The following is a 22200-nucleotide window of genomic DNA, read 5'->3' on the forward strand; positions in this document are numbered from 1 at the left end:
GGGCTGAGCGTGCATTCACGAGTTCATCCCAGGCCGGTCGTGTTGCCGTGCCGCACGAGTGAATCGATTCCAGACCTATGGCGAAGTACCCCAAAGACCAGTTCGACGACCTTCCGGCCGACCTGGCACGCGTTGGCGCCCACCGGGCACCGCCCAAGGCCGGCCGCGGCTGGATCACCTTCGCCTGGGCCGCGCTGTTCACTGGCATCTTCGTGCTGATCGGCGTGCTCGGGCTCAACCTGCTGAACGGCACTGGCTTTCTCGAGGGAGAGCCGACCGCTGCGCCGTCGGCGTCGCCGAGCCTGACCGCAGAGCCGCTCACCGACCCGACGACGATCGACCCGGCGCGCGCGATCACCATCACGGTGCTCAACGCCACCCCGACCGTCGACCTTGAGACTGCCGCCGGCACTGCTCTTCGCACAGCGGGATGGCCCGTCGGCGCGTTCGCACTCGCCTCGCAGCGCGACATCGAGAAGACCGTCGTCTACTACAGCAACCCGGCAGACGAGGACATCGCGCGCGGCCTCGTGCTCGCACTCGGCACTGGCGATGTGCTCGAGAGCACGGCGTTCCTCGGTGCCCCGATCACCATCGTGCTCGGCTCTGACTACGAGGCTCCGACCCCGTAGTCGAAGCCATGCCGCAGCCCAGTGTTTCGGGCGTGTTTAAGTCTCGTTGAATCGCGGTAACACCCGGTCACGATCGCTTTTTCGGGCCATTTCTGTGGTGTCTGCTCCGCTACTGTCGTGTTTCACGAGCAAGGAGCGAGACATGGCACAGGGCACCGTCAAGTGGTTCAACGCGGAGAAGGGCTACGGCTTCATCACGGTCGATGGCAGCGGGCAGGACGTCTTCGTGCACTACTCCGCCATCGACATGGGCGGCTACAAGGTGCTGGAGGAGGGGCAGCTGGTCACCTTCGAACTCGGCACCGGCGCCAAGGGCCCGCAGGCCGAATCCGTGCGGGTCTCCTAGTCACGCCGGCTCCATCTCAAAACCAGACACGACCTCAGCTATCGACGTCGCGGAGGTCGCCGCAGCTAGGCTTGTTGTTGTGAACGCTCGTCGCGCGGTGCGCATCGCACCCCTGGTAGCCGTCGGCCTCGTGCTGGCCGGCTGCACCGCGTCCGAGCCGGTGCCGACCCCGACCCCGTCGTACACCTCGACCTATGAGGCGCCAGAGCCCATGGGCATCGCGCCTCTCACCGGCGAGGCCATCCCCGTTGGCAGCGCGCTCAATCCATCGCTTGCCGCGAAGATCGACAACCACCCAGAGGCCAGGCCGCAGGTCGGGCTCGACCGCACCGACATCGTGTTCGAGGAGCTAGTCGAAGGCGGTTTGACCCGCTACGTCGCCATCTGGCAGTCCGATGTGCCAGACGAGATCGGGCCGGTGCGCTCCATTCGACCGATGGACCCGGATATCGTCTCGGCCTTCGGCGGAATCATCGCCTACTCCGGCGGCCAGCAGCGATTCGTCGCACTCATGCAGGCCACGAACGTCTTCAACGCCATACACGGCCAGAAGTCGACGGCAGAGACGTTCTACCGCACCAAGACCAAGACGGCCCCGCACAACGTGCTCGTCAAGGCGGTCGCGCTGATCGCAGAGCACCCAGAGCTACGTCCCCCGCAGCAGCAGTTCGCGTTCTCCCTCGACGTGCCGTCGTCGACGGCCGCGAAGGAGGGCGCGCCGGCCAGCGCCCTCAATATCGTGTTCTCGACCTACTCCACCCCGTCGTGGACGTGGGACGCGGCGCAGTCGAAGTACCTGCGTGCGCAGAAGGGCGTCGCCGACATGGACAGCAACGGCGCGCAGCTGTCGGCCACCAACGTCATCGCCCTCTTCGTCGGCATCGACAAGAGCCTCGGGGTGCCGAAGACGCAGCTCGTGGGCACCGGCCAGGGCTGGGTCTCGAGCGGCGCCGCCACGATTCCCGTGACGTGGTCGAAGGATGCCGCAACCTCCGTCATCCGCCTCGTCGACGACCAGGGAGTGACGGTGCGCCTCGCCCCCGGCAACAGCTGGATAGAGCTGGTGCCGACAACGGGATCCTTTACGCCAGTAGCGTGATCTGCCGAGCGCCACGGCCCGGCGCTTTCTTGCACTCCCCATACCCGAGTGCTAGATTTCCCTTTGGCACTCGCAGAGTTCGAGTGCCAACAACTCAGCTGTAATACGTCCGGGAGGGACGAGAAACACACATGGCAAAGATCATTGCTTTCAACGAAGAGGCCCGTCGCGGCCTCGAGCGCGGCCTCAACATTCTCGCCGACGCCGTCAAGGTGACCCTCGGCCCGCGCGGCCGCAACGTCGTGCTAGAGAAGAAGTGGGGCGCCCCCACCATCACGAACGACGGCGTGTCGATCGCCAAGGAGATCGAGCTCGACGACCCGTACGAGAAGATCGGCGCAGAGCTCGTCAAGGAAGTTGCCAAGAAGACGGATGACGTCGCTGGCGACGGAACGACCACCTCCGTGGTGCTCGCCCAGGCTCTCGTTCGCGAAGGCCTCCGCAACGTTGCCGCCGGTGCTGACCCGATCAGCCTCAAGCGCGGTATCGAGAAGGCAACCGCTGCCGTCATCGAGGCACTCGTCGCCTCCGCCAAGGAGATCGAGACCAAGGAAGAGATCGCTGCAACGGCGTCTATCTCTGCCGCAGACCCCGAGATCGGCGCGCTTATCGCCGAGGCGATCGACAAGGTCGGCAAGGAGGGTGTCGTCACCGTCGAGGAGTCGAACACCTTCGGCACGACGCTCGAGCTGACCGAGGGCATGCGCTTCGACAAGGGCTACCTTTCGCAGTACTTCGTCACCGACCCGGAGCGCCAGGAGGCTGTCTTCGAAGACCCGTACATCCTCATCGCGAACTCGAAGATCTCCAACATCAAGGACCTCCTTCCGATCGTCGACAAGGTGATCCAGTCAGGCAAGCAGCTGCTCATCATCGCCGAGGATGTCGACGGCGAGGCCCTCGCGACCCTGGTGGTCAACAAGATCCGCGGCATCTTCAAGTCGGTTGCCGTCAAGGCTCCCGGTTTCGGCGACCGTCGCAAGGCGCAGCTGCAGGACATCGCGATCCTCACCGGAGGACAGGTCATCTCCGAGGAGGTCGGTCTCAAGCTCGAGAACGCCACCCTCGACCTGCTCGGCCGTGCTCGCAAGGTGATCATCACCAAGGACGAGACCACGATCATCGAGGGGGCGGGTGACGAGGAGGCGATTGCCGGCCGTGTCAAGCAGATCCGTGCAGAGATCGACAACACCGACAGCGACTACGACCGCGAGAAGCTCCAGGAGCGCCTCGCGAAGCTCGCCGGCGGTGTTGCGGTCATCAAGGCCGGTGCAGCCACCGAGGTCGAGCTCAAGGAGCGCAAGCACCGCATCGAGGATGCAGTGCGCAACGCCAAGGCAGCCGTCGAGGAGGGCATCGTCGCCGGTGGTGGCGTCGCCCTCATCCAGGCTGGCAAGGTCGCTTTCGACGGTGACGTCATCAAGGGCCTCGTCGGTGACGAGGCAACGGGTGCCAACATCGTGCGCGTTGCCATCGACGCCCCGCTCAAGCAGATCGCGCTTAACGCCGGTCTCGAGCCGGGTGTTGTCGCTGACAAGGTGCGCCACCTGCCCGTCGGTCACGGCCTCAACGCCGCAACCGGTGAGTACGTCGACATGCTCGCTGCAGGCATCAACGACCCGGTGAAGGTCACGCGCTCTGCGCTGCTCAACGCCGCGTCGATCGCCGGTCTCTTCCTCACCACTGAGGCAGTCATCGCAGAGAAGCCAGAGAAGAACCCCGCGCCGATGGGTGACCCCAGCGGCGGAATGGATTTCTAAAAGCCAAAGATCTGGCTTGAGAAACCATTCCGGCGTGAGCGTGACTTCTTTCTAGAAGGCACCTGGCGCCGACAACGAAAAGTGGGCGGTCCCCTAACCGGGCCCGCCCACTTTTGCTGTTAACGCCCTATCGCCCGAACAACCCCGCGTTGGCCGCCTCGACATCGGCGTACTGCTGGCCGGCCTGGGCCAGGGCGAGGGTGATGGACTCCAGGCTCTGCTCGACGCGGGACTGGGTCACCCGCCACTCGTCGGCCACGACCTGAAAGGCCGTGGCGGCTGGCCCCGACCAGGAGGACTGCAGGTCGGCGAGCTGCGTGTGCAGCCCTGCGACCTCGGACTGGATGCGGGAGACGGTAGAGCGGGCGTGGGCGGTCACCGTGGCAACCGCTTCACTGTCAACGGTTTAGTTGGTCATGGCGGTGACGCTAGCCACGAGCCGCCCCTGCGCGAGCTCAGTGCTCCGCGACTGTGGACTGTGCCGGATCCTGTCCTGGTTGGAGGAGAGGAAGGGCGACACGGAAGGTCGCTCCACCGCCCGGAGTCTCGAGTACCTGCACCTCGCCCTTGTGGGCGGCGACGATCGACGCCGCGATCGCGAGGCCGAGGCCGCTGCCGCCGGTGTCGCGATTGCGCGACGAGTCGGCCCGCCAGAAGCGCTGGAAGATCTTCTCGCGGATCTGCGGGGGAATTCCCTCACCGTGGTCGATGACCGAGATGACGCCCTGCTTGCGCTCCTCGTCGACCTCGACGGCGATCTCGATGGGGGAGTCGTGCGGTGTGAAGCGCAGCGCGTTGCCCATGAGGTTGGTGATCACCTGCCGGATCTTGTTCTCCTCGGCCGGCACGATCGCGGTCGACGGCGGCGTCGGTGCGCTCAGCTCGACGGGCACCGGCGACGGCGCCTTGGTCGGCCGCGGGCGGATGAGCCGGAGCCGTGCGAGCGTGGCTCCGGCGAACGAGATGGGGCCGGTGGTGAGCGCGGGTGGTCGCGCGGGTCCGGGCGGAGGGCCGGCCGCGGGCACCATGACGATCGGCGATTCGAGGGCGACGCTCGGTCCGCTCTCCGCGGGTGCTGGCTCGGTCGCGACCACGGTGACGACGCGGTCCGGCTGGCTGGCCATGGCATCCAGTGCGGCATCGCGGGCGAGCGGAACCAGGTCGACTGCCGTCAGGGCGAGCGGCTTCGCCTCGTCGATGCGAGCGAGCTCGAGCAGGTCGGTGACGAGCTCGCCCATGCGGATCGCCTCCTTCTCGATGCGCTCCATCGCCTGGGCGATGTCCTCCTTCTTGGTGAGCGCGCCCATGCGGTAGAGCTCTGCATAGCCGCGCACCGACACGAGGGGAGTTCGCAGCTCGTGGCTGGCGTCACCGACGAATCGCCGCATCTGCTCGATGGTTCTCGCACGGTCGGCGAAGGCGCGGTCGATGCGGTTGAGCATGGAGTTGAGGGAGCGGTTGAGGCGCCCGACCTCGGTGTTCGGCGTCGCACCGCCGAGGCGCTGGCTGAAGTCGCCTGCCGCGAACCGCGCTGCGGTCGCCTCGACCTCTCTCAGGGGAGCAAATGTCGTCGTCACGAGCAGTCGGGTGAGAGCCCCGCCGAACAGGATGACGATGAAGGCGAAGAACAGGAAGATCGCGGAGTAGCGATTGAGCAGCGCGTTGTTCTGGCTGAGGTTCTGGCCGACGAGCAGCGTCGCCTCGCCGCTGGAGCCGATGCGAAGGGGCAGCGCGATGACCCGCCATTGCGCCGTGTGGTTCTTGTTGAAGAGCGTGAAGGCGCCCTCGTGGCTCGACAGGTAGAGGAGGCTGAGTTCGGAGACATCCGGAGCCGTCTTGGTGAGCTCGTCGGGCAGGTTGTCCTCGATGAGGCCGCCGCCGGCGTCGATGGCGGCGAGGTAGTAGGGGTTACGCCCGGAGTAGATGTCCTCGCTGAAGGTGTTGTCGCCGTCGAGCACGATGTCGGAGTCAAGGTCGCCGACGGCGACCTGCAGGCGCCGATCGGTCTCGTCGATCAGGTAGCTGCTGACGACCGAGAGCGTGCCTGCGCCCGCGACGGTGAGTCCCATCGCGAGGAGCAGCACCGTGACACCGGTGATCTTGGAGCGAAGCGAGATGGTCGACCACCACCTGCTCAGACGATCGTGCATCCCGCGATCTTAGTTCGCCCGGCTAGGGGCGGTATCAGACGCGAGCGGCTTTGAGCATGTAGCCGAAGCCCCTCTTGGTCTGGATGATCGGCTCAGCCGAGTACTGGTCGAGCTTGCGGCGGAGGTAGGAGATGTAGCTCTCCACGATGCCGGCGTCGCCGTTGAAGTCGTACTCCCAGACGTGGTCGAGGATCTGCGCCTTCGACAGCACACGGTTGGGGTTGAGCATGAGGTAGCGCAGCAGCTTGAACTCGGTCGGGCTCAGCTCGACCGGGCTGTCACCGACGGTGACCTCGTGGGTGTCCTGGTCCATCGTGAGCTCGCCGGCACGGATGACGGCCTCCTCGTCGTCCTGCATGGTGCGACGGAGGATGGCCTTGATGCGAGCGACGATCTCATCGAGACTGAACGGCTTGGTGACGTAGTCGTCGCCGCCAACGGTGAGGCCCATGATCTTGTCCTCCGTGTCGTCCTTCGCCGTGAGGAAGAGGATGGGCGCGGTGTAGCCGGAGGCCCTCAGGCGCTTCGTCACACCGAACCCGTTGATGTCGGGAAGCATGACGTCGAGGATGATGAGGTCGGGTTCTTCTTCGAGCACCGCCGAGATGGCCTGGGCCCCGTTTCCCACCGCTCGCACGGCAAAACCGGCGAACCGCAGGCTCGTGGTCAGCAGGTCGCGGATATTGGGCTCGTCGTCAACGATGAGAATCTTTGGTCCGTCACTCATGCGAACAGTATCTGCGCGTTTCCTGAACGTTTTCTGGAAGCCGTACCCCTGCGGGATTCCCAGCCGGCCTTTCGTAGACTTCTGCTCGCACCCATACTCGGAGGACCCATGACGACACCGCCATCCACCCGCAGCGAGAACCCGCTCGTCAGGCTCGAGCATGCGGGAGAGCAGTTCCTGTTCGCGAGCCGCTGGCTGCTCGCTCCGCTCTACCTCGGCATGGTGGTTGCGCTCGTTCTCATCGGCGTCAAGTTCTTCCAGGAGCTGTGGCATCTCATCACCCACGTGCTCGAGGCCGACGGCAACGACATCGTGCTCGGCACCCTCGCCCTGCTCGACCTCGCGCTGCTGGCCAACCTCGTGCTCATCGTGATCTTCGCCGGCTATGAGAACTTCGTCTCCAAGATCCGTGCCGCTCGCAACTCGGAGGACCGGCCGGCCTGGATGGGGCACGTCGACTTCTCCGGGCTCAAGATGAAGCTCATCGGATCGATCGTCGCCATCTCTGCGATCGGCCTGCTGCAGGACTACTTCACCTACGACTCCTCCTCCGACGCGAGCGTGCAGTTCTGGCGCATCATGCTGCACCTGACCTTCGTCATCTCCGGCCTGCTCTTCGCCGTGATGGACTGGCTCGGCGAGAAGCGCCTTGCGCTGACGAAGCAGACGCACTCGTCGGGCGACGAGTACTAGTCAGGCAGCGGCATCCAGCGTGTGCGAGTCGAGGATCGTGTAGCTGTAGCCCTGCTCTGCCAGGAACCGCTGGCGGTTCTGCGCGAAGTCCTGGTCGACCGTGTCGCGGGCCACGAGAGTGTAGAAGCTCGCCGGCAGGCCGCTCTCCTTCGGCCGAAGCAGCCGCCCGAGGCGCTGTGCCTCCTCCTGGCGTGAGCCGAACGAGCCGCTCACCTGGATGGCGACGGTGGCCTCCGGCAGGTCGACAGAGAAGTTGGCGACCTTGGACACCACGAGGAGCTTGATGGTTCCATTGCGGAAGTCCTCGTAGAGGCGCTCCCTCTCTGCAACCGGTGTCGACCCGGTGAGGGTCGGGGCATCCAGCAGCTCTCCGAGCTCCTCGATCTGGTCGAGGTACTGGCCGATGACGAGGATGCGCTCGCCGGCATGCTTCGCCACGAGCCGCTTGACGACGTCGACCTTCGCATCGGCGGTGGCCGCGAGACGGTAGCGGCCCTCGTCGGCCGATGCCGCGTACTCGAGCCGCTGCTGCTGGGGAAGGTCGACGCGCACCTCGAAGCACGACGCGGGAGAGATGAAGCCCTGTGCCTCGATCTCCTTCCACGGCGCATCGAAGCGCTTCGGGCCGATGAGGCTGAAGACGTCACCTTCGCGGCCGTCCTCGCGCACCAGCGTCGCGGTGAGGCCGAGGCGGCGACGGGCCTGCAGCTCTGCCGTGAGCTTGAACACCGGAGCGGGTAGCAGGTGCACCTCGTCGTAGACGATGAGTCCCCAGTCGAGAGCATCGAGCAGGGCGAGGTGCGCATACTGGCCGCCGCGCTTCGCGGTGAGGATCTGGTAGGTCGCGATGGTGACCGGCTTTATCTCCTTGACCTGACCGGAGTACTCGCCCACCTCGTCCTCTGTCAGCGTCGTGCGCTTGAGCAGCTCGCTGCGCCACTGGCGGGCACTGACCGTGTTGGTGACGAGGATGAGGGTGTTCGACTTCGCAGTCGCCATCGCCCCAGCCCCCACGAGCGTCTTGCCGGCACCGCAGGGCAGCACGACGACGCCGGAGCCGTTGTCGTAGAAGCTCGCGACCGCCTGCTTCTGGTACTCGCGCAGCGACCAGCCGTCTTCGACGAGGGCGATCTCGTGCGGGGTGCCGGGGGTGTATCCCGCGAGGTCCTCCGCTGGCCAGCCGAGTTTGAGCAGCTGCTGCTTGAGCTCGCCGCGGGCCCACGGCTGCATGACGACGGTGTTCTCGTCGCGCTCCTCGAACAGCAGCTCTGCGATCTTCTTGGCCCGGCGGATCTCGGCAAGCACGCTGCGGTCGCTCGCGGTGAGCACGAGCACGCCCTCCGCGTCGCGCTCGATGCGAAGTCGGCCGTAGCGCCCGACCGTCTCTGCGATGTCGACGGACACGCTCTGGGGGATCGGGAAGCGCGAGTACTGCGAGAGAGTGGAGAGCATCTGCTCTGCCGTGTGGCCGGCGGCGCGCGCGTTCCACAGGCCGAGGCGAGTGATGCGGTAGGTGTGGATGTGCTCCGGCGCCCGTTCGAGCTCGGCGAAGACTGCGAGGTCGTGGCGGGCGTCCTCGGCCTGGGGGTGCGCCACTTCGAGAAGCACGGTGCGGTCGCTCTGAACGATGAGGGGTCCTGGCACGCTTTCGGGCATCCGACCATTCTCCCACGCGGGTGCTCAGTCCGTGGGGTGCACCTCGAGGATGCTCGACAGCGGCAGCGTGCGCTCGATATCGGAGGCGCGGTCGCGGGCACGCAACCGCCCACCCCCGATACCCGTCGGCTCGAGCACGTACGTGGTGGTGCCGGAGGGCAGGTTGACCGTCACGACGACGGTTGACCTCGCCTTGACGGCCGTCTCGAGCTGGCGCTCGAGCCAGCTCGTCTCTGTCTCCTCTGCGCTCGAGAGGCGCAGTCTCTCGATGAGCTCTCGTGCCGAATCCCGGGCGGGCGCGCTCGTCGTCGCGGCCCGTCGGCGGTGCACGGTGCGGATGCCGCCGGAGGAGTCCTCGACCGACACCGGGTAGCGCGCATCGGCGAGTGCCCAGAAGACGAGCTCCTCGTCGAAACGCGACTCGAGGCCATCGGCGGTTCGCTGCAGGCCGAGGGGCGACAACGAGTGGTCGATCGCGATCGCGGCGAGCAGGTCGGGGTCGGCGGAGTGCACGTAGCTGCCGCCCTCGGCGCTCCCAACGCGCACGAGGCCGTGTCGGCGCGCGGTCTCCTCGATGAGGTAGTCGAGCGGCTGCGGTATTCCGGTCAAGGAGATGCTCGCGACGAACTCGCGCAGCGTCTCTGCGGTGTCGCCTGCGGCCACGGCACGGTTGATGCTGCCAGCGCTGACCCGGTAGGTCGTCGCGAGGCCGCTGCTCTCGACATCGGCGAGCTCGCGAAGGCGGGAGTCGAGCGGTGCCTCGAGGGGGCCGGGCGAGACGATCGTGAGGTCGTGCTGCACGAACACCTTGTCGACCTCGGCGGGAAAGAGCGCTGCCATCGTCGAGAGAGCTGACCCCATGTCGCCAGAGAGCACGGCGGAGCCGGGTGTGCTCGGCGCGGCGTCGACGATGATGCCGAGCAGCTCTGCGCAGCGCAGTTGCACGGCGATGCGTGCGTGCATGTGGTCGGCGCTCGCGGGGTAGAGCCAGCCGACGTACTCGGCGAGCGAGTCTCCCCACATCGCATGCGCACGGTCGCCGAGCAGGGACTGGATGTCGCGGGGCAGCCCCGCAAACCATCCCTCTGCCAGCTGCGCCCAGCGCTGCGCGGCGCCGCCCTCACGCCAGCGCGCTGCGTGCTGCCCTGGCAGCCACTCACTGCCGACGAGCTCGGCAAGGCCCGCGGCCGCGCACACCGCGAGCAGCGGCGGGAGGTCGTCGAGCGACACCCCGGCGGAGGAGGAGAGCCGCTTCGCGTCGGGCAGGGCCAGCCCGCCGCGCACAAGCTCCCGAGCCGGGCTGTGCCACAGCTCTGCGAGTATCTCGAGCGCCGCGCTCGTTGTCGCGAAGGCACGCTCCGCCGCCGCGTGGTCGGTGAACGTCGAGTCGCTGTGACTGACGGCCGCGAGGGCGGCCGGCGCCGGTTCTGCGAGCTCAATGGGGGAGGGGAGGCCGATGGCCGGCCACTCGGCGAGGGTGGCGGCCACGGCGTCGTACGCCACGCCATCCTGGTCGGTGAGAGCGAGAGCAGAGAGGTCGACGGACTGCTCTGAGAGCGCCAGCAGTGTCGGTCGGTCGAGCCGCGAGAGGGCGAGCTGCACGCTGTCGCGGGTGAGCAGGCGCTCTGCGAGGTCGAAGAAGCTTGCGATGCCTGCCTGGCTCACCTCGCGCGAGCGAAGGAGGTCGGCAAGGGTGCCGTCGTCGAGCGCGCGCAGCCGACCGGCGAGGGCGAGAGCCGAGCTGGTGCTAGCCGGCATCCCTCGCCGCACGACTGCGCCGGATGGCGCTGACAATCACGAGCGCAATTATGAAGGCAACCCCGAAGATGAGGCCGATGGGGGGCAGCGCGACGACCGTCAGCCAGATGCCCGTGGTGACATCGACGCGGGCCGCTCCAGCGATGAGAAGGGCGACGATGGCGAGAAGAGCTAGTCCGATCGAGGATGCGACCATATAGGCGAGCACGCGTTCGGTACGATAGACGGTCACTGGAGTGTTTTCTGCCACAGGTCAAGAATAGGGGCACATCCCAGTGCCCCTCTTCTGCGGAAGAAGCACCATCCACTAGGGAGTAATAGAGATGCCTACCGGCAAGGTCAAGTTCTACGACGACGAGAAGGGCTTCGGCTTCATCAGTTCTGATGATGGCGTCGAGGTGTTCCTGCACGCGTCAGCGCTGCCAGCGGGCACCACTGGTGTGAAGGCTGGCACCCGCCTCGAGTTCGGCATCGCCGACGGCAAGAAGGGCGCGCAGGCGCTGTCTGTTCGCATCCTCGATGCTCCCCCCAGCCTCGCCAAGCTCAACCGCAAGCCGGCCGACGACATGGCGATCATCGTCGAAGACCTCGTGAAGCTCCTCGACGGCATCGGCTCCAACCTCAAGCGCGGCCGCTACCCAGACAAGAGCCACAGCGGCAAGATCGCCGCCATGCTTCGCAAGGTCGCTGACGAACTCGATGCTTGAGTACAACGAGGAGCTCTACAGCGCCGTCGCGAAGGCCGCGCTGCTCGAGCTGACTCCGGAGAACACCATCGGCGACCTCACCGGTCACGTCGAGGAGGACGGCGCGATCACCGTCACCTTCGCGGCCCGCATGTCTGGCTACCCTGGCTGGCACTGGACGGTCAGCGTCGCCCAGGTCGAGGGCTCGGAGCCGACGGCCCTCGAGGTCGAGCTCATGCCCGGTGCCGGCGCGCTGCTGGCTCCCGACTGGGTGCCGTGGAGCGAGCGCCTCGCCGAGTACCAGGCCGCCCAGGAGCTGCTCGAGGCGGAGAACGCCACCGACGGCGAATCGGATGACGACGATGATTCCGACGACGATGCAGACGACGACTCCGATGACGACGACCTCGACGAGGACGACGCTGATGACGACGACTCCGACGATGACGACGAGGACGACGACGACCCGCTCGGCAGCGACGTGCTGCACGGCGGCGACCTCGACGGTGTCGACATCGACGAGCCGGAAGACGAGTCAGACGACGAGCTCGACGAATCGGACGACGACGAGCCAGACGACGAGTCGGATGACGACTCCGATGACGACGGCGACGACCGCTCCTACTGATTGCGCATCGGCTGCCCTAGGCTCCGGGCATGGACATTCTGGTGGTCTTCGTATTCCTCTTCGTGGTGGCACTCGTTGTCGTGGTGATCTACCTCGTGACGCGAGCCGCCACAGCCGGTGGGTCCAGAAGCACCCATGACTCCGGCGCGGGCTACAACGGTGGATCGCATTTCTCCGACTCCCACAGTTCCCACTCCGGCGGCGACGGGCACGGCTTCGGCGGCGGCTCTGACGGTGGTGGAAGCAGTGGCGATGGTGGCGGTGGCGGTGGTGGAGGCGGCGACTAGCTCACGGAAGCCCGCGCGGGCATCTCGGCGTCGCTGTCGCCCGTGGGTGCGCGCCAACCACGTGCGCTCGGTCGGAGCGCTGCTGGCCTCTGCCGCCTTCGTGGCGGCAGCGCTGGTGGCCTAGAGCGCGTCGACCACGAACTCGATCGACCGGATGAGCTGGCGCACATCCGCCGGATCGATCGCCACGAAGGTGGCGACCCGCAACTGGTTGCGGCCGAGCTTGCGGTAGGGGTCGGTGTCGACGACGCCGTTGGCCCGCAGCACCTTCGCGACCTCCGCGGCATCCACCGTGGCGTCGAAGTCGATCGTCACGACGACCTGCGAGCGGTGATCCGGGTCGGTGACGAAGGGGTTCGCGTAGTCGGAGGCATCCGCCCACTCATAGAGTGCGGCCGACGACTCGAGGGTGCGCGCCGAGGCCCAGGCGAGCCCGCCGTTGCCGTTGATCCAGTCGACCTGGTTCTCGAGCATGAGGAGCGTTGAGATCGCCGGGGTGTTGAGCGTCTGGTTGAGGCGCGAGTTGTCGATCGCGTTCTGCAGGCTGAGGAACTCGGGAATGTAGCGGCCCGACGCGGCGATGCGCGCGACCCGCTCGATGGCGGCAGGCGACATGAGCGCGAACCACAGGCCGCCGTCCGAGGCGAAGTTCTTCTGCGGCGCGAAGTAGTAGACGTCGGTCTCTGCGACATCGAAGTCCGCACCGCCCGCGGCGCTCGTCGCGTCGATGACGGTGAGGGCGTTCGCGTCGACTCGCTTGATCGGGGCCATGACTCCGGTCGAGGTCTCGTTGTGGGTCCAGGCGTAGACGTCGATGCCGTCGACGATCTCGACCTCCGAGCGCGAACCTGCCGGGGCGTTGATGACGAGCGGTGCCTCGAGGTGCGGCGCGGCGGCGGCCGCCGCGAACTTGGAGCCGAACTCGCCGAAGGTCAGGTTCTCTGCGCGGCGCTCGATGAGCGAGTAGGCCGCGGCGTCCCAGAACGCGGTCGAGCCACCGTTGCCGATGACGACCTCGTAGCCATCGGGAAGGCGGAAGAGCTCGCCGAGCCCGGCCCGCACGCGGCCGACCATGTCTTTGATGGGTGCCTGGCGGTGCGAGGTGCCCATGAGCTTTGCACCCTCGGTGACGAGGTAGTCGAGCTGCTCCTGCCGCACCTTGGACGGGCCGCAGCCGAAACGGCCGTCAGCGGGAAGGAGGTCTGCGGGAATAGTGATCGTCGGCACGCGTCAATGCTAGCGTCGGCGCGAGTCGCCACCGCTGGGTAGGCTGAGGGCTGCAATATTCGCGTGCAGCTGGAGGGGCTCTCATGACGGATCTCGTCGACACGACAGAGATGTACCTGCGCACCATCCTCGATCTAGAGGAGGAGCACATCGTTCCGCTGCGCGCCCGCATCTCCGAGCGCCTCGGCCACTCCGGCCCGACCGTCTCGCAGACCATCGCCCGCATGGAGCGCGATGGCCTCGTCAACGTCGAGGGCGACCGCCATCTCGAGCTGACCATCGCCGGCCGCAGCAAGGCGACCCACGTGCTGCGCAAGCACCGTCTTGCCGAGCGCCTGCTCGCCGACGTCATCGGCCTCGACTGGGCCTACGTGCACGACGAGGCCTGCCGGTGGGAGCATGTCATGAGCGAGCAGGTGGAGCGCCGTGTGCTCGAGCTGCTCGGCAACCCGACAGAGTCGCCCTACGGCAACCCGATCCCCGGGCTGGCCGAGCTCGGCGTGCCATCGGCGCCGGCATTCATGGATGGCGTGGTCAACCTGGTCAGTGCCGTCACCGACAGCGCCGATCCCATCACCCGCACCATCCGCCGTCTCGGCGAGCCCGTGCAGTTCGAGCCGGAGCTGCTGCAGCAGCTGCAGAACGCGGGCGTCATGCCCGGTGCCATCGTCACAGCATCCGCGGCCGGGTCCTACGTCTTCGTCGCGGTCTACGGATTCGGCGACGGACTCGAGCTGCCCAACGAGGTCGCGGTTCACATCTTCGTCGGCGTGTAGCCCTTTCGTTACGCCGAGTTCGCCCTTTCTGGGTTAACCTGACACTCGTGGAAACCTCTACACCAGGAGAGCCGATGAGCAGCAGGGGCAGCGTCCAAACCACGGACGCGCGCGCCGACCTGCACATACGGCACAGCGGGTTCCGGGTGCTCATACGCGCCCTCGATGACTAGGCACTGTCTTCTAGACAGTGCCTTTTTGTTTGCCCTCTCGCTTCCGGTGCTGAGAAGTCCGCGGTAGGTCGACTGCCTGCAAGCCGTGCAGGCACATCGAAAGGACTCCGATGCGCACTCTTGTACTCAACGCGGGCTATGAGCCCCTCGCCGTCGTGTCGTTCAAACGGGCCATCGTGCTCGTCATGAACGAGAAGGCGACGATCGTGGCTGCCGACGGGGAGCATCCGGTGTTCGGCTCCTCCGGTGCGTGGGATCGCCCCTCTGTCATCATCCTTCGCCGCTATGTTCGCGTGCCGAGCGGCCGCAGCGTTCCCGTGTCTCGGCGCGGGGTGCTTCGGCGCGACAGCAGCCGCTGCGGCTACTGCGGCGCGACCGCCACGACGATCGACCACATCATGCCGCGTTCCCGAGGCGGCAAGGACAGCTGGGAGAACCTCGTGGCCTGCTGCCTCAAGTGCAACAACCTCAAGGGCGACAGAACACCGGATGAGATGCGCTGGACCCTGCGATCGACGCCCCAGCCGCCGCACGGGGTCGCCTGGCTGGTGCGGGGAATCGAGCGCGAGATGCCGTCATGGGAGGAGTTCCTGCCCGCGGCGTGATCTTTCGACCCGTGAGGTTTCGTTATCAAGTTGTCACAATTGGATAACGCGGCTAACCTCGAAAAGTTCGACAAACCCGATCCCTAGCTTCCCGGAGTTCGTTTCCTTGGTTTCTTCCACCACGCCCCCCGACGGCGATGGACTCGAGAACCTGTTCGGCGACTCGGGATTCTCGTGGAATGTGACGCCCTCTGACGCCGTGCCGACGTCGTTCCCGTCGCGCCGCGAGCTGCGTCAGAGTGCTGCCGCACCTCGCCGTCGCACCCCTCCGGTGCCAGCCGGCACGGCACGCACAGCAAAGTCGCGTGCGAAGGCCTCGGCACCCGTGCCACCCCGCGTCGACTCCGCCTACCCGGAGGGTCGCGTGCTCGTTGTCGTGCGCCCCGCCCCCGTAATCAAGAAGAAGCGCGGGCAGAACGTGCTCACTGCTTTCGTCGTCGTTGCCATCTTCGGCTCCGTTGCCCTGCCTGCCGCCGCGCTCTCGCCCCAGGTGGCTGCTGACACCGAGGTGATCGCCGCAGCGCAGGGCGACGCCGCGCTGCTCGTCTCGAAGGAGGTGACGGTGACCGCCGCCGACCGCGGCCAGTTCTCCGCCACCACGGCCACCGACCTCCGCTCGCAGCGCAGCACCGCCCGCAAGGCTGCCAACTTCGAGGAGTACCTCAAGTCGGGTGCCCGCGAGCTCGGCGACGACTACCCGTGGTTCTCCGAGCTGTCGAACAACCAGGGCGGCGGACTCTCGCCGCTCAACTACTTCTACCGCGAGTGCGTCGACTTCGTCGCATGGCGCCTCAACCGCGACGCTGGCAGCGTCGGCGAGCCGTTCACGTACGTCTGGTCGAACCTGACGCCGAGCGGCGGCAACGCCTCGCAGTGGAAGTACGCGTGGAGAAACCACGGATGGCCAACCTCCACGACTCCGATCGCCGGCTCGGTCGCCTACTTCAGCGGCAACCACGTCGCCTACGTGAAGCAGGTCAACGCCGACGGCACCGTGCTGCTCGAGGAGTACAACTACAACTCCGACCATCTCTACGGCCAGCGCACGATCCCGGCAACAGACGTCGAGCTCTTCCTCTACCCGCCGCCGCGCTAGTCGTTCGGTAGGCTCGTACCGCCAGCCTCTGTAGCTCAATGGAAGAGCAGTTCCGTCCTAAGGAAACGGTTGGGGGTTCGAGTCCCTCCAGGGGCACCCCTAGTCACGGTATCCATCTGGTTCGCAGTTCTCAGCGAATTCGCTGGCTCCGATTCCTTGAGTGTGACAACATACCCCCCGGAGGTATGTGACATGCTTGGGCGCCTGGCGTACTTGCTACTGATCGCGGCGTTCGCGATCGTCGGCATCGCCATGAGCTCCCACAGCGCGACACCCTCCGCACACTCGACTGCGGCGGCGGCGATGACCGCGCACGTGGGTGAGCTCGTGCACGAGCATCCTGCGCCGATCACTGCTCACGGTGACACGAACGTCGGTGACTTCTCTGGGGCTGCCTGTGTGGACTGTGCGGGCGATCACCCCGGTCTGCTGATGGCGTGCGCCTTCCTCGCGCTTCTCCTAGTGGTCGGTGTGGTGATGCCTTCCGTCGCGATGCGGTTCGGGCTTACAGCTCCCGGGGTGTCCATAGGGGAGGGCGTTCCTCGTCGTGTCGCCGCGCCCCGTCCGCCCGACCTTCTGGAGCTCTGCATCGCCCGTCAGTGATTGGTCGCTGGATGGCGGCCCCCCGTTCGCCATCTCGCCGACAGATCGACCACTACTGACGAAAGAGAGAAGAACCATGAAGAAGACATCAGGCATTCGCGCGCTCGCGACGGGTGCATTCGCCCTCATCACTGTGATGGGGCTCTCCGCGTGCGCCATGGCTGCGGAACTGTCCGACGATTCGGGCGCGAACATGGCGGACGTCATGTTCGTGCAGATGATGATCCCCCACCACGAGGGAGCCATCGAGATGAGCGATCTGCTGCTCGCAAAGTCGGGAGTGGATCCCGACGTTGTTGAGCTGGCGAAGCAGATCAAGGCCGCGCAGGGCCCAGAGATCCGCCAGATGGAGGCCTGGCTCGATGACTGGGGCATGCCGCATGCGGACGACGGCATGGGCGGCATGGACCATGGCGGCATGGACGGCATGTCCGACGACGACCTGCGAGCCTTGAAGGATGCGAGCGGCACCGAGGCCAGGGATCTGTTTCTTGAGCAGATGATCGTGCACCACGAAGGCGCGATCGACATGGCCGAGGAGGTGCTCGACGATGGCGAGCACCCGGGGGTGCGCGAACTGGCGGAGAGCATCATCACCAGCCAGACGGCGGAGATCGAGCAGATGCGGTCGATGCTCGAGCTCTGATGAGACGGAGGGGCGCGGCGATCGTAGGTGCGGTCGCTGCCCTCTCTGCTCTGCTCGTGGGTTGCTTCAGCGTTCGCGCGCCGCTCCGGCACGAGAGCAAGCGCAAGTATGGATACGTCTTAGCGATGGTTATCAAGTTAAACATCGGTAAGATGGGCGCATGGCGATGGACGAGAACAGGAAATCGCCCTGGCCGATCCTTCACTACGAGAAGCGGGAGTGGAATCGCGACGACGGCGAGGGCCAGTCACGCCGTGCAGCTCTCCGCGCGCGGGGGCCATACGAGGCTGCCGTCCCACCGCTCATCGCAACCCTGCCACTACCTGCGCTGGACTCCGATACGACGATCGCGGCCGAGGACGCCGTTGTCGAACTGGGCCGATTCGATGGAGAGGTCGGCGCCATCGCTGCGCCATTCTCGGCGATCCTCCTGCGAAGTGAGAGTGCGGCCAGCTCGCAGATAGAGCAGCTGACGGCGACGGCGAAGAGCATTGCCCTCGCGCAACTCGGTCGCAGCGCTGGGCAGAACTCGCGGCTGATCGTCGGCAACGTGCGCGCGATGGAGGCGGCCATCGCGATGGCCGATGACCTCGACACGACCACCATCATCGCGATGCAGGCAGAGATCCCTGGCGACGATCGACCAGAGCACACGGGGCAGTGGCGAGAGCAGCAGGTCTGGATCGGCGGGGGGTTCGGCAACAGTCCTCACGGCGCCACCTTCGTGCCTCCCCACCACGAGCGCGTTGCGGCGCTGATGGATGACCTGGTCGCGTTCGCTCACCGCACCGACCTGCCGGCTCTGCCGCAGATCGCGATCGCGCATGCGCAGTTCGAGACGATCCACCCCTTTCCGGATGGCAATGGTCGAACAGGGCGAGCGCTTGTGCAGTCGATGCTGCGTCGGCTCGGTGTCACTCGCAACGTCACGGTGCCCGTCTCGGCAGGCCTGCTGCGCAACACCCGAGGCTACTTTGACGCGCTCACCGAGTATCGACGCGGAGATGTCGACCCGATCGTGCAGGCGTTTGCTCGAGCTTCGACAGACGCGATCGTGAACGGGCGACAGCTGGTCGCCGATCTGACTCGAATCCGATCGGGATGGGAAGTGAGCACCAGCGCGCGAGCTGGAAGCGCCGGGAGGCGCCTCCTCGACCTCCTTCAGCGACAGCCCGTTGTTGACGCGAACCTCGCGGCACGCGAGCTGGGCGTCGACGCCAGGAACGTTCAGAACGGAATCGACCGACTGGTGGCAGACGGCATCCTTCATCAGAACGGAACGAGCTCACGCAACCGCACATACGAAGCGCGCGAGGTGCTGGATGCGCTCGATGCGTTCGCCACCCGCGCGCACCGTCCTCGCTAGAGCGGCGCCAGCGCCCTCACTCGTGCTGCAGCGACTCGTGCCAACGCGCCCGCCGCACGCGCCCCACCTGGTACCACACCTCGAGCAGCAGGCTCGCGCCCGCCGCGATAGCCACGGCCGCCGACGTGACTCCGACCGGAGGCAGCTCGAGTGCAAGGAAGTCGCGTACGAGGGGCTGCGAGACGACGAGCAGGAGACCGAGGTATGCGCCCGCCAGCACCGCTGCCGTCAGGCGGGTCAGCGGGCGCAGGAGGATGACCAGCACCCAGAGCGCGCTGAGGGTGAGCGTGATCACGGCTGCCGTCTGCACCTGGGCAGCGGGTAGTCCGATTGCCACCGCGACGGTGGCAAGGATCGCCAGCGCGACGATGACCCCGGAGGGCACGCAGAACCGCGCCGTTCTGCGCAGGAACCCCGGTCGGTACCTCCGGGCGTTCGGGAGGAGCACGAGCACGAGAGCGGGAAGGCCGATGGTGAGCCCGTCGGTGACCGACGACTGGCGGGGGAGGAACGGGTACGGCACCAGCAGCACGCCGAACGTGACGGCGAGAACGATCGCGTAGACCGTCTTGGTCAGGAATACCCGGGCGAGGCGCTCCACGTTCGCGATGATCTGCCTTCCCTCGGCCACGACGCGGGGCAGGTGCGCGAACTCGCCGTCGAGCAGCACGAGGTGCGCAACGCCACGCGCGGCCGCCGAGCCAGAGCCCATCGCTATGCCGAGGTCGGCGTGCTTGAGCGCGAGCGTGTCGTTGACGCCGTCGCCGATCATCGCCACCGTGTGACCCGACGCCTGCAGCGCGAGCACCATCGCCTTCTTCTGCTCTGGGGTGACCCGCCCGAAGATGCGCTGGGTGCGCAGCACATCGGCGAGTGCGGCGGGCTCGGTGGGGAGGGTTCTGGCATCCACGCTCTCGAGGTGGCTTGGCAGGCCGGCGGCCCGCGCGACGGCGGCGACGGTGCGGGGCTCGTCGCCAGACATGACGCACAGCTCGACGCCCTCATCTTCGAAGTAGTGCAGGATCTGGGCGGCGTCATCGCGCACGTGCTCCCGCAGCACGATCACCGCCACCGGCGCCAGCTCGCGCGGCAGTCGCGGCTCATGCCGGCCCGCGACCGCTATCGGCTCTGGGGAGTGCGCGAGCACCAGGGTGCGCGCTCCGGCTGCCGCCAGCTCGATCGCGCGAGCGTGCACGGGAGCCGTCTGCGGTGTGCGCTCGAGCGTGACATCCGCACCACCGAGCACCCAGGTGCCGGGGCTCCGACTGGCGAACTGCACGGCGCTCCACTTGTGGCGACTGGAGAACGGCACAGTGGCCACCGGGGCGACGTCATCCGCAGAGTCGCTGAACCGCTCGCCGATGACGCGGGCCGTCGCGTTCGCCGACGGCTCGGCGGCGAGGGCGGCGAGCGCCTGCTGCCAGCCCGGTCGGTTTGCGTCGATCAGCTCGATCTGGTCGAGTGTCATCGAGCCCTCGGTGAGCGTGCCGGTCTTGTCGATGCAGAGCATGTCGACGCGGGCGAGGCCCTCGACAGCGGCGAGCTCCCGCACGAGAACGCGCCGTCTCGCGAGTCGCACCGCGCCGACGGCAAGCGCGACCGAGGTGATGAAGACGAGCCCGGCCGGCACCATCGCGATGATGCTCGCGGTCGCGGTGATGGCCGCCTCCCGCCACGAGCCGGTGGCGAGGGCCTGCGACCAGCCGCCAACGGCCTGCATCTGCCCGTTGACGATGATCGCCGACCCCGGCAGGAGCGCAATGGAGAGCCACCGGATGATGCGGGCGATATCGCGACGCAGCTCGCTGTTCACGAGAGAGAACTGCCTCGCCTCGCTCGTGACGCGCGACGCGTAGGAGTCGGCACCGACGCGCACCGCGCGCGCCAGGCCACTGCCCGCGACCACGAGCGAACCGCTGAGCAGCTCACGGCCGACCGGGGCACTGACGGGGTCTGCCTCCCCGGTGAGCAGCGACTCGTCGACCTCGAGCTCGTCGGCCTCGAGCAGCAGGGCGTCGGCGGCGACCTGCGCGCCTGGCCGCAGCACGAGCACGTCGTCGAGCACCACGTGCTCGATGCCGCACTCCACCTCCATGCCGTTGCGACGCACGAGCGCTTGCGGTGCTGTGAGCACAGCGAGTCGCGAGAGCACGCGCTTCGCATGGAACTCCTGCAGCACGCCGATCAGGGTGTTGGCGATGACGAACAGCCCGAACAGCGCGTCCTGCCACGCCCCGAGCGCGAGCAGCAGGGTGAAGCACCCGCCAACGACCGCGTTGAAGACCGTGAGCACGTTGGCAGAGAGGATGCGGGCGAAGGAGCGCCCGGTGTCATCCGGAATTCGATTGACCAGCCCGCGATCGCGCCGGTCGCTGACTTCGGCGACGCTCAGGCCGTCCACCGCGGAGCCCCGGCCGCCTATGAGGAGAGGAATCCGCCGTCGACGGGCACGGCGGCCCCTTGAACGTAGCTCGCCAGATCGCAGGAGAGGAAGAGCACGACCTTGGCCACGTCATCCGGGTATCCCCATCGTCGGTTGGCGAGGCGCTGGTGAAAGGCGTACCCGGTCTTGGCGAGTTTGACGCTCAGCCGCAGAATGGCGTTCTTCACGAGCGCCTGGGTGCCGGGGGTCGTGATCGCCCCCGGGATGACCGCATTCGTGCGAAACCCCTTCGCCCCGTAGTCGCTCGCGAGCGAGCGGGTGAGGGCGAGCACACCCGCCTTGCTGATCGAGTAGTGCGTCATGTCGTCTTTGAACGGAAGGATCGCCTCGACAGAGGAGGTGTTGACGATCACACCGCCCTGCGAGCCGCGTCGCTCGATGAAGTTCTGGCACATCCAGAATGTCGCGTTGAGGTTGATGTCGAGGGTGCGGCGCAGATAGGCCTCGCTCACCTCGAGAAAGTCGCGCATGGGGTAGATGCCGGCGTTGTTGACGAGCACATCGGGCAGGGTGTGCGCGTCGATGCGGGTCCACAGGGCGTCGATGTTGGCCTTGTGCTCGAGATCGACCACCTGCAGCTCGTGACCACCGCCGGTCAGTGCTCCCAGCGTCTCGTGCAGACCGGCGGCGTCGGAGTCGACCATCACGAGACTCGCACCCGCCTCGTCGAACCGGGTGCAGATCGCCCGCCCGATACCCGATGCGGCGCCAGTGACCATGACCGTCTTGCCGGTGAACAAGAGCTGATCGACCAGCGGTGTGCGAGCCCGAACCGTCATGCCGACGACGCTAGGAGTCATGTCGGCTGCCGCTGTAGAGTCTTTGGTCCTCAGCGGTTCGTGT

Annotated in this window: 22 protein-coding genes, 1 tRNA gene and 1 pseudogene; 15 read left to right on the plus strand and 9 right to left on the minus strand. The window is 66.7% G+C overall.

Annotation, left to right across the window (positions count from 1 at the left end; all coding sequences use genetic code 11):
• The first annotated feature begins 77 nt into the window (after positions 1-77).
• The 4 genes from AC14A7_RS04055 (at position 78) to groL (ending at position 3837) form a co-directional block, all read left to right on the plus strand.
• Positions 78-632, plus strand: coding sequence for a LytR C-terminal domain-containing protein (locus AC14A7_RS04055; RefSeq protein ID WP_484006607.1), 555 nt, complete (start codon positions 78-80; stop codon positions 630-632).
• 142 nt (positions 633-774) lie between these two features.
• Complete coding sequence (locus AC14A7_RS04060) at positions 775-978, plus strand: cold-shock protein (RefSeq protein ID WP_484006608.1); 204 nt, start codon at positions 775-777, stop codon at positions 976-978.
• A 79-nt stretch (positions 979-1057) separates the two neighbouring features.
• Entirely contained in the window at positions 1058-2077 is a 1020-nt protein-coding gene (locus AC14A7_RS04065) for a DUF3048 domain-containing protein (protein WP_484006609.1), read from the plus strand.
• A 131-nt stretch (positions 2078-2208) separates the two neighbouring features.
• Complete coding sequence (groL, locus tag AC14A7_RS04070) at positions 2209-3837, plus strand: chaperonin GroEL (RefSeq protein ID WP_484006610.1); 1629 nt, start codon at positions 2209-2211, stop codon at positions 3835-3837.
• Positions 3838-3964: 127 nt separating this feature from the next.
• On the opposite strand, the pseudogene AC14A7_RS04075 reads toward groL, so the two are convergent.
• From AC14A7_RS04075 to AC14A7_RS04085, 3 genes and pseudogenes are all read right to left on the minus strand, one after another.
• Positions 3965-4228: pseudogene (locus AC14A7_RS04075) on the minus strand (WXG100 family type VII secretion target); the annotation flags it as partial.
• A gap of 64 nt (positions 4229-4292) precedes the next feature.
• On the minus strand, positions 4293-5987 hold the full coding sequence (locus AC14A7_RS04080; protein ID WP_484006611.1) for a sensor histidine kinase: 1695 nt from the start codon (positions 5985-5987) through the stop codon (positions 4293-4295).
• Positions 5988-6021: 34 nt separating this feature from the next.
• Positions 6022-6714 carry a response regulator transcription factor gene (locus AC14A7_RS04085; RefSeq protein ID WP_484006612.1) on the minus strand — a complete coding sequence of 231 codons (693 nt, stop codon included), beginning with the start codon at positions 6712-6714 and terminating at the stop codon, positions 6022-6024.
• 108 nt (positions 6715-6822) lie between these two features.
• Between AC14A7_RS04085 and AC14A7_RS04090 the strand changes: the two genes are divergently transcribed.
• Entirely contained in the window at positions 6823-7407 is a 585-nt protein-coding gene (locus AC14A7_RS04090) for a TIGR00645 family protein (RefSeq protein WP_484006613.1), read from the plus strand.
• Here AC14A7_RS04090 and AC14A7_RS04095 read toward each other — a convergent pair whose 3' ends face one another.
• The 3 genes from AC14A7_RS04095 to AC14A7_RS04105 are packed head-to-tail and all read right to left on the minus strand — an operon-like array spanning position 7408 to position 11053.
• Complete coding sequence (locus AC14A7_RS04095; protein ID WP_484006614.1) at positions 7408-9063, minus strand: DNA repair helicase XPB; 1656 nt, start codon at positions 9061-9063, stop codon at positions 7408-7410. It abuts the gene before it with no gap.
• Positions 9064-9087: 24 nt separating this feature from the next.
• On the minus strand, positions 9088-10821 hold the full coding sequence (locus tag AC14A7_RS04100; protein WP_484006615.1) for a helicase-associated domain-containing protein: 1734 nt from the start codon (positions 10819-10821) through the stop codon (positions 9088-9090).
• Positions 10811-11053 (minus strand): hypothetical protein, encoded by a 243-nt coding sequence (locus tag AC14A7_RS04105; protein WP_484006616.1) that lies wholly within the window; start codon positions 11051-11053, stop codon positions 10811-10813. The genes AC14A7_RS04100 and AC14A7_RS04105 overlap by 11 nt, the downstream gene beginning before the upstream one ends.
• Before the next feature lie 91 nt (positions 11054-11144).
• Between AC14A7_RS04105 and AC14A7_RS04110 the strand changes: the two genes are divergently transcribed.
• Genes AC14A7_RS04110 through AC14A7_RS04120 form a run of 3 tightly spaced genes read left to right on the plus strand, consistent with a single transcriptional unit; the run spans position 11145 to position 12422 of the window.
• Entirely contained in the window at positions 11145-11528 is a 384-nt protein-coding gene (locus AC14A7_RS04110; RefSeq protein WP_484006617.1) for a cold-shock protein, read from the plus strand.
• Positions 11521-12135 carry a DUF3027 domain-containing protein gene (locus tag AC14A7_RS04115; RefSeq protein ID WP_484006618.1) on the plus strand — a complete coding sequence of 205 codons (615 nt, stop codon included), beginning with the start codon at positions 11521-11523 and terminating at the stop codon, positions 12133-12135. The genes AC14A7_RS04110 and AC14A7_RS04115 overlap by 8 nt, the downstream gene beginning before the upstream one ends.
• 29 nt (positions 12136-12164) lie before the next feature.
• Positions 12165-12422 (plus strand): hypothetical protein, encoded by a 258-nt coding sequence (locus tag AC14A7_RS04120; RefSeq protein WP_484006619.1) that lies wholly within the window; start codon positions 12165-12167, stop codon positions 12420-12422.
• Between the two features lie 120 nt (positions 12423-12542).
• On the opposite strand, the gene serC is transcribed toward AC14A7_RS04120, so the two are convergent.
• Entirely contained in the window at positions 12543-13649 is a 1107-nt protein-coding gene (gene serC, locus AC14A7_RS04125; RefSeq protein WP_484006620.1) for a phosphoserine transaminase, read from the minus strand.
• A gap of 83 nt (positions 13650-13732) precedes the next feature.
• On the opposite strand from serC, the gene AC14A7_RS04130 reads away from it, so the two are divergent.
• From AC14A7_RS04130 to AC14A7_RS04160, 7 genes are all read left to right on the plus strand, one after another.
• On the plus strand, positions 13733-14425 hold the full coding sequence (locus tag AC14A7_RS04130) for an iron-dependent transcriptional repressor DtxR (protein WP_484006621.1): 693 nt from the start codon (positions 13733-13735) through the stop codon (positions 14423-14425).
• Between the two features lie 283 nt (positions 14426-14708).
• A complete protein-coding gene (locus tag AC14A7_RS04135; RefSeq protein ID WP_484006622.1) occupies positions 14709-15203 on the plus strand; it encodes an HNH endonuclease in 495 nt (164 codons plus the stop codon).
• Between the two features lie 106 nt (positions 15204-15309).
• Positions 15310-16299 carry a CHAP domain-containing protein gene (locus tag AC14A7_RS04140; RefSeq protein ID WP_484006623.1) on the plus strand — a complete coding sequence of 330 codons (990 nt, stop codon included), beginning with the start codon at positions 15310-15312 and terminating at the stop codon, positions 16297-16299.
• A 24-nt stretch (positions 16300-16323) separates the two neighbouring features.
• Positions 16324-16395, plus strand: a tRNA-Arg gene (locus AC14A7_RS04145).
• Between the two features lie 96 nt (positions 16396-16491).
• Positions 16492-16902 carry a hypothetical protein gene (locus AC14A7_RS04150; protein ID WP_484006624.1) on the plus strand — a complete coding sequence of 137 codons (411 nt, stop codon included), beginning with the start codon at positions 16492-16494 and terminating at the stop codon, positions 16900-16902.
• A gap of 157 nt (positions 16903-17059) precedes the next feature.
• The gene (locus tag AC14A7_RS04155; RefSeq protein WP_484006625.1) at positions 17060-17548 is read left to right on the plus strand and encodes a DUF305 domain-containing protein; all 489 of its coding nucleotides are present in this window, start codon (positions 17060-17062) and stop codon (positions 17546-17548) included.
• 160 nt (positions 17549-17708) lie between these two features.
• Positions 17709-18914, plus strand: a complete 1206-nt coding sequence (locus AC14A7_RS04160; protein WP_484006626.1) for a Fic family protein — start codon at positions 17709-17711, stop codon at positions 18912-18914.
• Positions 18915-18930: 16 nt separating this feature from the next.
• On the opposite strand, the gene AC14A7_RS04165 is transcribed toward AC14A7_RS04160, so the two are convergent.
• Positions 18931-21315, minus strand: a complete 2385-nt coding sequence (locus AC14A7_RS04165; protein ID WP_484006627.1) for an HAD-IC family P-type ATPase — start codon at positions 21313-21315, stop codon at positions 18931-18933.
• A gap of 17 nt (positions 21316-21332) precedes the next feature.
• Positions 21333-22136 (minus strand): SDR family NAD(P)-dependent oxidoreductase, encoded by an 804-nt coding sequence (locus tag AC14A7_RS04170; protein WP_484006628.1) that lies wholly within the window; start codon positions 22134-22136, stop codon positions 21333-21335.
• Positions 22137-22200: the final 64 nt, after the last annotated feature.

The sequence above is a fragment of the Conyzicola sp. genome, from assembly GCF_057073975.1.